The organism is Pseudomonas sp. TE3910 (assembly GCF_056279025.1).
The window spans coordinates 4,892,425-4,904,384 of record NZ_JBWBQN010000001.1; the positions used below are offsets into that span (position 1 = coordinate 4,892,425).

Annotated in this window: 11 protein-coding genes and 1 pseudogene; 10 read left to right on the forward strand and 2 right to left on the reverse strand. The window is 61.4% G+C overall.

Annotated elements, in window-relative coordinates:
* Positions 1 to 11: 11 nt before the first annotated feature.
* The 8 genes from ACZ9H3_RS22405 (at position 12) to ACZ9H3_RS22440 (ending at position 7,676) form a co-directional block, all read left to right on the forward strand.
* Positions 12 to 2,240 carry a chemotaxis protein CheA gene (locus ACZ9H3_RS22405; protein WP_476222598.1) on the forward strand — a complete coding sequence of 743 codons (2,229 nt, stop codon included), beginning with the start codon at positions 12 to 14 and terminating at the stop codon, positions 2,238 to 2,240.
* 45 nt (positions 2,241 to 2,285) lie between these two features.
* Complete coding sequence (locus tag ACZ9H3_RS22410; protein ID WP_476222600.1) at positions 2,286 to 3,401, forward strand: protein-glutamate methylesterase/protein-glutamine glutaminase; 1,116 nt, start codon at positions 2,286 to 2,288, stop codon at positions 3,399 to 3,401.
* A complete protein-coding gene (locus ACZ9H3_RS22415; protein ID WP_476222602.1) occupies positions 3,401 to 4,141 on the forward strand; it encodes a flagellar motor protein in 741 nt (246 codons plus the stop codon). Before ACZ9H3_RS22410 ends, ACZ9H3_RS22415 begins: the two co-directional genes overlap by 1 nt.
* Before the next feature lie 3 nt (positions 4,142 to 4,144).
* A complete protein-coding gene (gene motD, locus ACZ9H3_RS22420; protein ID WP_065760012.1) occupies positions 4,145 to 5,032 on the forward strand; it encodes a flagellar motor protein MotD in 888 nt (295 codons plus the stop codon).
* A 45-nt stretch (positions 5,033 to 5,077) separates the two neighbouring features.
* The gene (locus ACZ9H3_RS22425) at positions 5,078 to 5,866 is read left to right on the forward strand and encodes a ParA family protein (RefSeq protein WP_065760013.1); all 789 of its coding nucleotides are present in this window, start codon (positions 5,078 to 5,080) and stop codon (positions 5,864 to 5,866) included.
* The gene (locus ACZ9H3_RS22430; protein WP_330523236.1) at positions 5,866 to 6,735 is read left to right on the forward strand and encodes a CheW domain-containing protein; all 870 of its coding nucleotides are present in this window, start codon (positions 5,866 to 5,868) and stop codon (positions 6,733 to 6,735) included. Before ACZ9H3_RS22425 ends, ACZ9H3_RS22430 begins: the two co-directional genes overlap by 1 nt.
* 67 nt (positions 6,736 to 6,802) lie before the next feature.
* Positions 6,803 to 7,282: a chemotaxis protein CheW gene (locus ACZ9H3_RS22435; RefSeq protein ID WP_065760015.1), complete on the forward strand. Its 480-nt coding sequence runs from the start codon at positions 6,803 to 6,805 to the stop codon at positions 7,280 to 7,282.
* 1 nt (position 7,283) lies between these two features.
* Positions 7,284 to 7,676, forward strand: coding sequence for a DUF2802 domain-containing protein (locus ACZ9H3_RS22440; RefSeq protein WP_065760016.1), 393 nt, complete (start codon positions 7,284 to 7,286; stop codon positions 7,674 to 7,676).
* Between the two features lie 874 nt (positions 7,677 to 8,550).
* On the opposite strand, the gene ACZ9H3_RS22445 is transcribed toward ACZ9H3_RS22440, so the two are convergent.
* Both ACZ9H3_RS22445 and fliK read right to left on the reverse strand, forming a co-directional pair.
* A complete protein-coding gene (locus ACZ9H3_RS22445; RefSeq protein WP_099773935.1) occupies positions 8,551 to 8,886 on the reverse strand; it encodes an EscU/YscU/HrcU family type III secretion system export apparatus switch protein in 336 nt (111 codons plus the stop codon).
* Positions 8,883 to 10,454: a flagellar hook-length control protein FliK gene (gene fliK / locus ACZ9H3_RS22450; protein ID WP_099773936.1), complete on the reverse strand. Its 1,572-nt coding sequence runs from the start codon at positions 10,452 to 10,454 to the stop codon at positions 8,883 to 8,885. The genes ACZ9H3_RS22445 and fliK overlap by 4 nt, the downstream gene beginning before the upstream one ends.
* Before the next feature lie 245 nt (positions 10,455 to 10,699).
* Here fliK and ccmA point away from each other — a divergent pair.
* A pseudogene (gene ccmA, locus ACZ9H3_RS22455) lies at positions 10,700 to 11,282 on the forward strand (cytochrome c biogenesis heme-transporting ATPase CcmA).
* Complete coding sequence (gene ccmB / locus ACZ9H3_RS22460; protein WP_065759853.1) at positions 11,279 to 11,947, forward strand: heme exporter protein CcmB; 669 nt, start codon at positions 11,279 to 11,281, stop codon at positions 11,945 to 11,947. Before ccmA ends, ccmB begins: the two are co-directional and overlap by 4 nt.
* Positions 11,948 to 11,960: the final 13 nt, after the last annotated feature.

Below are 11,960 nucleotides of genomic sequence, written 5' to 3' on the forward strand. Positions count from 1 at the left end.
GAGCACGTTTAATGAGCTTCGGCGCCGATGAAGAAATCCTCCAGGATTTCCTGGTAGAAGCCGGCGAAATTCTTGAGCAACTGTCCGAGCAATTGGTCGAGCTGGAAAGCCGGCCTGATGATGCGGATCTGCTCAATGCAATCTTTCGCGGCTTTCACACTGTAAAAGGGGGCGCCGGCTTCCTCCAGCTCAATGAGCTGGTGGAGTGCTGCCATATTGCCGAGAACGTGTTCGACATTCTGCGCAAGGGTGAGCGTCGCGTTGACTCCGAGCTGATGGACGTGGTCCTGGAAGCCCTGGACACGGTCAACAGCATGTTCGGCCAGGTCCGCGAGCGCAGCGATGTGACGCCGGCCACGCCAGAGCTGCTGGCTGCGCTGGCACGTCTGGCTGAGCCGGCTTCGGCCCAGCAGGCCGCTGCACCCGAGCCAGAACCGGTTGCCGAGGCGCCCGCTGAGCAAGCGTCTGGCGACATTACCGACACGGAGTTCGAGCAACTGCTCGACTCGCTCAACGCCGTCAAGGCCGAAGCCGAGGCGCCTGCCGCTCCGGCAGCAGCGGCGGGTGATGAAATCACCGATGCCGAGTTTGAGTCATTGCTCGACCAACTGCACGGCAAAGGCCAGTTTGCTGCCGACAGCCTTCCCACACCTGCTGCGCCTGCGTCGGCAGCGGTTGTCGAGGCAGGCACTGAAGCCAGCAACGAAATTACCGACGACGAATTCGAAGCGCTGCTGGATCAGCTTCATGGCAAGGGTACCTTTGCTGTGGATGCACTGCCGGCCGCGGCTGTCGAGCCCGCTGCTACCGAAGGGGCGGGCGACCATATTTCCGAGCACGAGTTCGAAGCGTTGCTCGATCAGATCCACGGCAAAGGTAAATTTGCCGAGGGCGCAGCAGCAACGGCCTCGGTCGCAGAAGCAGCAGTAGCCAAGCCTGAGGCCAAACCTGCGGCCAAGCCCGCGCCCGCTGCAGCACCTGCACCTGCTCCCGTCGCCAAGCCAGCTGCCGCTGCAGCACCTGCGCGTCAGGCCGCTCCGGCGTCAGCCGACAAGCATGCCGCCAGCGAAGCCGAAACCACGGTGCGCGTCGATACCGCCCGCCTCGATGAGATCATGAACATGGTCGGCGAGCTGGTACTGGTGCGTAACCGTCTGGTTCGCCTGGGCTTGAACAGCGGCGATGAGGCCATGTCCAAGGCAGTGTCGAACCTCGACGTGGTCACCGCTGACCTGCAGACCGCGGTCATGAAGACCCGCATGCAGCCGATCAAGAAGGTCTTCGGGCGCTTCCCGCGCCTGGTTCGTGACCTGGCGCGCCAGTTGAAGAAAGAGATCAACCTGGAGCTGGTGGGCGAAGAGACCGACCTGGACAAAAACCTGGTCGAGGCCTTGGCCGACCCGCTGGTTCACTTGGTGCGCAACGCTGTCGACCACGGTGTCGAAACACCGGAAGAGCGTGAAGCCGCAGGCAAGTCGCGTGGTGGCAAGGTCGTACTGTCGGCTGAGCAGGAAGGCGATCACATCCTCTTGTCGATCTCTGACGACGGCAAGGGCATGGACCCCAACGTGCTGCGCGCCAAGGCGGTGGAAAAGGGCCTGATGGACAAGGATGCAGCCGATCGCCTGAGCGAGTCGGACTGCTACAACCTGATCTTCGCCCCGGGCTTTTCCACCAAGACCGAGATTTCCGATGTGTCTGGCCGTGGTGTCGGCATGGACGTGGTGAAAACCAAGATCTCCCAGCTCAACGGCTCGATCAACATCTACTCGGCCAAGGGCCAGGGTTCGAAGATCGTGATCAAGGTGCCGTTGACCTTGGCGATCATGCCGACGCTGATGGTCATGCTGGGCAATCAGGCGTTCGCGTTCCCGCTGGTCAACGTCAACGAAATTTTCCACCTCGACCTGTCGCGTACCAATGTGGTTGACGGCCAGGAAGTGGTGATCGTACGCGACAAGGCGTTGCCACTGTTTTACCTCAAGCGCTGGTTGGTCAGCTCTGCCGCTCATGAAGAGCAGCACGAAGGCCATGTGGTGATCCTCTCGGTGGGCACTCAGCGGATCGGCTTCGTCGTCGATCAGCTGGTCGGCCAGGAAGAGGTGGTCATCAAGCCGCTGGGCAAGATGCTGCAAGGCACCCCTGGGATGTCGGGCGCCACCATTACCGGTGACGGGCGCATTGCGCTGATCCTCGACGTTCCGAGCATGCTCAAGCGTTACGCTGCCCGGCGTATTTGATCCCGGTGGCGCGGTCTTTCGACCGCGCCCCGTAATGGAGTGTTTATGGCAGTCAAGGTCCTGGTGGTGGATGATTCCGGTTTCTTCCGCCGCCGTGTCTCGGAAATTCTTTCAGCGGACCCGACTATCCAGGTCGTGGGCACCGCGACCAACGGCAAGGAAGCGATCGACCAAGCACTGTCGCTCAAGCCTGATGTGATCACCATGGACTATGAAATGCCCATGATGGATGGCATCACTGCCGTTCGGCACATCATGCAGCGTTGCCCGACGCCGGTGTTGATGTTCTCCTCGCTGACCCATGAAGGTGCTCGCGTTACCCTTGATGCACTGGATGCCGGTGCGGTGGATTACCTGCCGAAGAACTTCGAGGACATCTCGCGCAACCCGGAAAAGGTCAAGCAACTGCTGTGCGAAAAGGTTCATACCATTTCCCGCAGTAACCGCCGCTTCAGCAGTTTCGCCACGCCAGCTCCGACTCCAGCGCCCAGCGCCCAGCACAGTGTCAGCAGCATGGCGTCGCCAGGCCTCTCGCGCCCAGCGCCTGCTAGCGCGCCAGCACGTGCGGCCGCACCCAGCTCGCCTGCACCCAAACGCAAGTCCTACAAGCTGTTGGCCATCGGCACGTCGACAGGCGGCCCGGTTGCCCTGCAGCGCGTACTGACCCAGCTGCCAGCAAACTTCCCAGCGCCGATCGTATTGATCCAGCACATGCCGGCGGCGTTCACCAAGGCGTTTGCCGAACGCCTGGACAAGCTCTGCAAGATCAGTGTCAAGGAAGCCGAGGACGGTGACGTGTTGCGTCCTGGCCTGGCGCTGCTGGCCCCTGGTGGCAAGCAGATGATGGTCGATGCGCGGGGTACGGTGAAAATCCTCCCGGGCGACGAGCGTCTGAACTACAAGCCGTGCGTGGACATCACCTTTGGTTCTGCCGCGAAATCCTACGGCGACAAGGTATTGGCCGTGGTGTTGACCGGCATGGGCGCTGATGGCCGCGAAGGTGCTCGCCTGCTCAAGCAGGGCGGCAGCCAGGTCTGGGCTCAGGATGAAGCCAGCTGCGTGATCTATGGCATGCCCATGGCGATCGTCAAGGCCAATCTGGCGGACGCGGTGTACGGCCTGGATGACATCGGTCGGCATCTGGTCGAGGCGTGCGTCTAATGGATGTCTTGAGCCTCATCGGGATCATCCTGGCCTTTGTTGCCATCATCGGTGGCAACTACCTGGAAGGCGGCCACCTGTCTGCGTTGATCAACGGCCCTGCGGCGCTGATCGTGCTCGGCGGCACGTTGGCGGCTTCGCTGCTGCAGTCGCCGATGAGCGCCTTCAAACGCGCGATGCAGATTGTCATCTGGATCCTGTTCCCGCCACGGGTTGACCTGGCCGGTGGTATTGACCGGGTAGTCAACTGGAGCCTGACGGCGCGTAAAGAGGGCCTGCTGGGCCTGGAAGGGGTGGCTGACGCCGAGCCCGATCCCTATGCGCGCAAGGGCTTGCAACTGCTGGTCGATGGTGCGGAGCCGGAAGCGATTCGCAGCATTCTCGAGGTGGATTTCTACACCCAGGAAAGCCGTGATATCCAGGCTGCAAAAGTGTTCGAGAGCATGGGCGGCTATGCGCCAACCATCGGCATCATCGGTGCGGTAATGGGTTTGATCCATGTGATGGGCAATCTGGCCGACCCGTCCCAGCTGGGCAATGGCATTGCCGTTGCGTTCGTGGCGACGATCTATGGTGTTGCCAGTGCCAACCTGATCCTGCTACCGATCGCCAACAAGCTCAAGGCGCTGGCCCTGCGTCAGTCGCGTTACCGGGAAATGCTCCTGGAAGGCCTGTTGTCGATTGCAGAAGGTGAAAACCCGCGTTCGATCGAGTTGAAGCTTCAGGGCTTCATGGAGTAATACATGGCTCGTCGTCGCGCCCCCGAGGAACATGAGAACCACGAACGCTGGCTGGTGTCGTACGCCGACTTCATTACCTTGTTGTTTGCCTTCTTCGTGGTCATGTACTCGATCTCCTCGATCAACGAGGGCAAGTACAAGATAATTTCCCAGGCCCTGCTCGGGGTTTTCAATGACCCTGAACGGAGCATGCGACCGATTCCGATTGGCGACGAGCAGCCGCTCAGCGTCAAGCCAGCCGAACCGCTGATCCGCGATAGCGAACAGGTCGATGCCGGGCTTGCTCAAACCAACAGCGATCCACTCAAGACCATCACCAACGATGTTCGGGACGCCTTCGGTGATTTGATCAAATCCGATCAGATGACGGTGCGCGGCAACGAGTTGTGGGTGGAGATCGAGTTGAACTCTTCGTTGCTGTTTGGCAGTGGCGACGCCATGCCCAGCGACGCGGCCTTCAATATCATCGAAAAAGTGGCGCGGATCCTGAAGCCTTTCGCCAACCCGGTGCATGTCGAAGGGTTCACCGACGATTTGCCGATTCGCACGGCGCAGTACCCGACCAACTGGGAGCTGTCGTCGGCGCGTGCGGCCAGCATTGTGCGCCTGTTGGCGATGGAAGGCGTTAACCCCGCACGCATGGCGTCGGTGGGCTATGGCGAGTTCCAGCCGATTGCCAGCAATACCACGGCAGAAGGGCGTGCGCGCAATCGTCGGGTGGTGCTGGTGATCTCGCGTAACCTGGAGGTGCGCCGCAGCCTGACCGGTACGGGCAGTGCCAATGCCACGCCAGATGCAGCAATGAAGCGAGCTGGCACACAAACTGCACCGCGAGTGGTATCACCGACGGTCGGGGCCAGCCCCGTCAATTCCCCGTCACCGACCTTATAACCGATCCCGGTAGGGCAGGTTGCCGTAGCGGGAGGAAGCAGCGCAATGAGAGTCTGGGCAGTAGCCAATCAAAAAGGTGGCGTCGGCAAGACCACCACGTCCATCGCCTTGGCCGGTTTGCTGGCTGATGCGGGCAAGCGCGTGGTCGTGGTTGACCTCGACCCTCACGGGTCCATGACCAGCTACTTCGGGCACAATCCCGATACCCTGGAGCACAGCAGCTTCGACTTGTTCCTGCACAAGGGGACTGTCCCCGAAGGCTTGCCGGGGCAACTGCTGCTGCCGACCAGTCACGACAATATCTCGTTGTTGCCATCGAGTACCGCCCTCGCCACCCTGGAGCGTCAGTCTCCCGGGCAAAGCGGCCTGGGCCTGGTGATCGCCAAGAGTCTGGCGCAGCTGTGGCAGGATTTCGACTACGCCATCATCGACAGCCCACCGTTACTCGGCGTGTTGATGGTCAACGCCCTGGCTGCCAGCCAGCAACTGGTGATTCCAGTGCAAACCGAATACCTGGCGGTCAAAGGCCTGGAGCGCATGGTCAGCACGCTTGCGATGGTGAACCGCTCACGCAAGCAGGCGTTGCCGTTCCATATCGTGCCGACGTTGTTCGATCGGCGTACCCAGGCTTCCATGGGCACGCTGCGGGTGCTGCGTGACAGTTACCCGGAACATATCTGGCAGGGCTACATCCCGGTTGATACGCGCCTGCGTGATGCCAGCCGGGCCGGTTTGACGCCTTCGCAATTCGATGGCAAAAGCCGTGGCGTAACCGCTTACAGGGCGCTGCTCAAGCAGTTGCTTACCCACAACGCTGCAGCGCAGGTGGCTTGATGACTCGCCCCGCGTTGATCGCCACCCGGCCACAACTGGCCCTGCAATCCTACCTGGATGGCTTGTTGCAGGAAGCGACCGAAGAGTTGGAGGCGCCGCGTGTTGAAACGCTTCGCCCGCCTGTCGAAGTGCCAGCGGAACTGGACGAATTTCAGGCTGCCGTGCTTGAAGAGCAGGTGCGTGATGCCAAGCGCCAGCCGTCTGTATCGGTAGAAGTCACCACAACGGTCTTTGCCGAGCCGAGCCGGCTGGTAATGCCTGTTATCGCGCCACCGCTGGAGGTCGCGGTAGCACCAGCGGCTCCGGTGGTTGAGGCGCCAGTGCCGGTTGAACCCTTGGTTGAGGTTCATCTGCCGCCTGCGCTCAATCCGCCAGTGCCTCCGGCTACCACAGACGGTCGCCCAGCCTGGGCTGCCGAACCGTTTGAATGCCTGTTGTTCGATGTCGCCGGGCTGACGCTGGCCGTTCCGCTGGTCTGCCTGGGCTCGATCTACTCGCTGGCGGGTCAGGAACTGACACCGTTGTTCGGCCAACCTGACTGGTTTCTTGGCATTCTGCCGAGCCAGGCCGGCAACCTGAAAGTGCTGGACACTGCCCGTTGGGTCATGCCGGACCGCTACCGCGATGATTTCCGTCAGGGGCTGCAGTATGTGATTTCGGTGCAAGGCTACGAGTGGGGGCTGGCGGTGCATCAGGTCAGCCGCTCGCTGCGCCTGGACCCCGGCGAAATCAAATGGCGTAGCCAACGTGGCCAGCGGCCATGGTTGGCCGGTACCGTGATTGAGCATATGTGCGCGCTGCTGGATGTCGCCGAATTGGCTGAGCTGATTGCCAGCGGCGCGGTCAAGCAGATGCACAAACAACCATAAATGATGGCCGCACCGCGTGCGGTCACACTGAGCACACCGCCAACGGCGGATTTTGAGGGTTAGGGGAATGAAAAAGACATCTGCACAAGGTTCCGAAGATCCGATTCTGCAGTGGGTGACCTTCCGCCTGGACAACGAGTCCTACGGCATCAATGTGATGCAAGTGCAGGAAGTGCTTCGCTACACCGAGATTGCGCCTGTGCCGGGTGCGCCGAGCTACGTGCTGGGCATCATCAACCTGCGCGGCAACGTCGTCACCGTGATCGATACGCGTCAGCGCTTTGGCCTGGCACCGACCGATGTCAGCGACAACACCCGTATCGTCATCATTGAAGCGGACAAGCAAGTCGTTGGTATTCTGGTCGACAGCGTTGCCGAAGTGGTTTACCTGCGCCAATCGGAAGTTGAAACCGCGCCGAATGTGGGTAACGAGGAATCGGCCAAGTTCATTCAAGGCGTATGCAACAAGAACGGCGAGCTGCTGATTCTGGTTGAGTTGGACAAGATGATGACCGAGGAAGAGTGGTCAGAGCTGGAGAACATCTGATTTGATTTTCGAGGTTGCAGTCATTTTTCTGGCGCTGCTCTGGGCGGTGAGCCTGTGGCTGTTTCTGGGGTATAGCAAGCGCCAGCGTGAGCTGGCCTCGCAACAGGCCCAGGGTGATGCGCTGCGCGATCAGCGCATCAAGGACCTGGCCAAGCGCCTGGACGATTACCAGAATGGCACCGTGCGAATGGGCGAAGCCCTGCATGAGTTGCGTGCGGTCGTGGCACCGTTGCCTGACAAGCTGATGCAGTTGGAGCAGCGCGACCCCAACAGCCTGTCGTTTGCCCAGGCCGAGCGCTTGGTCGGCATGGGTGCCAGCGTCGACGAACTGACCCAGTCCTGCGGCCTGACCCAGGCCGAGGCAGAGCTGATGAGTAAGCTGCACCGCGGCTAAGCACCCAATCAGCTGCATCAAGGCCAAGATAAACCGCCGTTTACCTTCACGGATAAGCGGCGAGTTCCTGCGTCGGCTTTGTTTGTCAGTGCGCGAAGTAGCAGGCGCTGCAGGGTGTCCCTTCAGGAGGCTGAGTGAAGCCGTCGCGTAGTGGGGTGCGAGGCATGGATGCCTCGCAAGCGCTGATGGGCCATGGATGGCCCGTCGGCGCGTCCACGCGGGAGCGATGGCGTAAGGAAGGAACCCGAAGCGCAGCGTAGGGCCGGATGTCGGGACAGGGCGTTTTGCCCACTTTTGTGCCGTTCAAAAGTGGGTCGCCGTAAAAGGCGAAACCAGCCGGTGGTGCCACTGCAGGGAATGGATAAGTTCGCGAAGTGAATGCCACACATCACAAACCTGTATCGCCGCTAATGAAAGCAGGCATATCCATTTGCGATGTTGAGCCTGATACCCCGTTCCGCCTTTACGGCGTGTCACTTTTGTCGGGGCAAAAGTGACCAAAACCCCTCGTCCCAACATCCGGCCCTACGCTGCGCTGCGGGTTCTCTCACTCCGGCAGTGCTCCCGCCGGGGCCGTGCTGAAGGGCCTTCCTGGCCCTCAGCCCTTGCCAGGCATCCCTGCCTGGAACCCGACTACGCACTGCCTGCGTTCGACCTCCTGAAGGGACAATTTGGCGGCGCCTGCAGGTTCAGCGTACGAAAAAGCATTGCCGGCAAAAAAGTGGGTCGCCGTAAAAGGCGAAACCAGCCGGTGGTGCCACTGCAGGGAATGGATAAGTTTGCGAAGTGAATGCCACACATCACAAACCTGTATCGCCGCTAATGAAAGCAGGCATATCCATTCGCGATGTCGGGCCTGATACCCCGTTCCCCGTTACAGCGGTGCCTTCAGGCCCAGTGCCTGTGGCGTTACATCCCGTTCCTGCGGTCCCTCATCGACAAAATCTACCGGCACCTTGCCTTTGAGTTGCCAGGCGAAGGCGATGATTTCGGCGATGGTCAAGTACAGCGCTTCGGGTATACGGTCGCCCAGTTCCATCCGTGCGAGCAGTTTCACCAGGTCGGCGTTTTCATAGATGGGCACTTCGTGCTCGCGCGCCAGGGCCAGGATCGCCTCGGCCAGTGCGTCATCGCCTTTGGCCGTGAGGGTGGGCGCTTGTTGGCCGTCGTAGCTCAGGGCAATGGCCTGGCGGGGTGTTTGCTCAGTCATGCGTTTTCATCTACCCAACGTTGTTCCAGGCGTGTACGCGGCCCTTGCGGCGGCGTGCCGTGATGACAGTTCAGCTCGCCGACGCTCAGCCCCCGTGCGAGTAAACGAGTGCGCAGCTCGCTCAGCTGGCTTTCGATCAGGCGCACTGTGCTGGGCAGCTCGGCCCACAGCTGGCTCGACAGGCAGCCCTGGGCAAGCTGCGCCTGCACTTGCAACGGCCCCAGCGGGCTGAGGTCGAACGACAGCTCAATCTTCCAGAGCATTTCCAGAGGGTCGCGCTTTTCACGTTCCGGGTCGGCCTGTTGCTCAGGCGTTTCTTCGCGCTGCAGCTTGACCTGCAAGGGCATGAAGTCCTGGCCAGTGCGCAGCGGAATTTCCAGTTGCCAGGTGGTCTGCAGGGTGCCGTCGGCGGTACTGCCGGTTTGCTCCAGGCTAGCCAGTTGATGGCTTTGCAGCCGAGAGACGGCCGCCGCCGCGAGGCGCAGCACGTGCTCAAGGTCGCCTTCGCCCTCCAGGCTTTGCAGCAGCCGTGAGGGCAGGGGGAAGCTGGAAGGGGTGATCCGTGCACCCACCTGGCCGAGCATACCCAATGCGTTGCGCAGCATGCCCGGCATGGCCTGGGACAGGGTGGTCGCTGCGGTGGCGGGGTTGAATGGGGTGCTGGTGGGCAGCCCCGGCAATATCTGTGCGATCAGGCGTACTACCTGGGCCTTGAGGTCCGGTGCAAGGCCGCTTGGCAGGCCGTTGAGCAACTTGGCTTCCAGAAACAGGCCGCTGTTGTTCATGGCGTGGGCCAGGCCCTTCGCATCGCTGAGCTGGCGTACATCCGGCAGGCTGGCAAGCAGCGTGTCGATACGGGCACGCAATGGGGCAGGTTGTTGATCATCGCTGGCGATCCGCTGCAAGGCCGCCAGCAGACCTGGTAATGATGCCTGGCGGGTTTGCTGGCTGCTCAGGTGTTGGGCTATTGCCAACTGGTCCTGGCGACCACTCAGCGGCATGAACGACAGCTGTTGTTCACTGCGTACGACGGCGCTGAGCAAGCTGCCCAGCGGCAGCGGGCGCGGGCTGTCCACGGCCAGCGTGGCGCCTGCCTGGACAGTATTGAGCAGGCTCACCAGTGAGCGGAACACGCTGGCCTGGCCGTTGGCCTGGGGCAGGGCCTGGCTGGTCAGTACCTTGCCTTGCAGCAGGGTGCCGACCGGCAACTGGCGGGTGTCGATCTGGGTCAACGTGGTGACAGTACTGGCCTTGGCCTGTTGCACGCCAATAGCCAGGGCCGAGGCGCTGGGCTGGCTGACGGTAAGCTGGGTGCCTTGGGCCAGCGGCTGGCTGCTGTTGGCTTGTACATTGGTTTGTCGCCCGCTGTCCTGGGTCAACTTGATCAATAGTTGGAAGTCTTGACCATTCTGCTTCAGCGAGAGAACTTCGGCGTCTGCCGTTTCGCCGGGGGCCAGCAGGCCCTGCTGAGGCTGCAAAAGCCTGAGCAGTTCGCCGGTCATGGCGGCACCGCGCGCCTGTGGATTGGCCAGTGCCTGCGTGCCGACGCTGTTGATTTCGCCTGTCATCAAGTTACAACCTGTCGAAATAGCCCTCTTTGCAGTAGGACATGGCATGTATAATGCGGCCCGAACTTTCGGGGAGCCTTGAGCTCGCGGTCTGGTGCTCTTTTGAACAGACCAGTCGGCCGCGTCACCGTTCCAGTATAACGGCCGCGCCGGGACCGACTTGAGACAGTCATCCGAACCAATAAGGCAAACCTGTGACCCCTCAACTCGAAGCGGTGGATCTGGCCTGCGAGCGCGACTGGCGAATGCTCTTCGAGCATCTCGATCTGCAGTTGGCCGCCGGCGACATGCTCCAGATCAGCGGCCCCAACGGCAGCGGTAAAACCAGCCTGTTGCGGTTGCTGGCCGGTTTGATGCGCCCGACCAGTGGCCAGATCCTGGTTCAAGGCAAGCCCTTGGCTGAGCAACGCGGCGAACTGGCCCGGCTGCTGCTGTGGATCGGCCATGCGGCGGGGATCAAGGACCTGCTGACGCCAGAGGAGAACCTTGCCTGGTTGTGTGCCTTGCACCGCCCGGCCGGGCGCGAGGCGATCTGGCAGGCACTGGCGGCGGTTGGCCTGCGTGGCTTCGAGGACGTGCCTTGTCATACCCTGTCGGCCGGTCAGCAGCGTCGCGTAGCCCTGGCCACGGTTGTACCTGGACAGCCCGCCGTTGTGGATTCTCGACGAACCGTTCACCGCACTCGACAAGCAGGGGGTGGCCCAGCTCGAAGCGCATCTGGCACACCACTGTGAAACGGGTGGCATGGTGATCCTCACCACGCACCACACGCTGGAGCGCAAACCCTCCGGTTACCGTGAACTGAACCTGGGGCAGTGGGCCGCATGAGTGTATTTGTCCTGTTGCTGAGCCGCGAAGCGCGGCTGCTGTGCCGTCGTCCGGCCGAGCTGGCCAACCCCTTGGTGTTCTTCGCCATCGTCATTGCACTGTTTCCTTTGGCGGTCGGTCCTGAGACACAATTGTTGCAAACCTTGTCACCTGGGTTGGTGTGGGTGGCTGCACTTTTGTCCGTCCTGCTCTCGCTGGACGGGCTTTTTCGCAGTGATTTCGAGGATGGATCACTGGAACAGTGGGTCCTTTCGTCGCACCCCCTGCCTCTTCTGGTTTTGGCCAAGGTGCTGGCACACTGGGCCTTTTCCGGCCTGGCACTGGTATTGTTGGCACCGCTGCTGGCCTTGATGCTCGGCTTGCCAAGTGCCAGCCTGCCCGTGCTGCTGGCATCACTTTTGCTCGGCACCCCGGTGTTGAGCCTGTTGGGCGCTGTGGGTGCAGCCCTGACAGTCGGCTTGAAACGTGGTGGCCTGCTACTGGCGCTGCTGATTCTGCCGTTGTATATCCCGGTGTTGATTTTGGGCAGTGGCGCGTTGCAGGCGTCGCTGCAAGCGATGCCGGCGACCGGTTATCTGCTCTGGCTTGGTAGCCTGACCGCCCTGGCAGTAACGTTGGCACCCTTTGCAATAGCGGCTGGCCTGAAGATCAGCGTCGGCGAATAATGAGGTCTGGGCT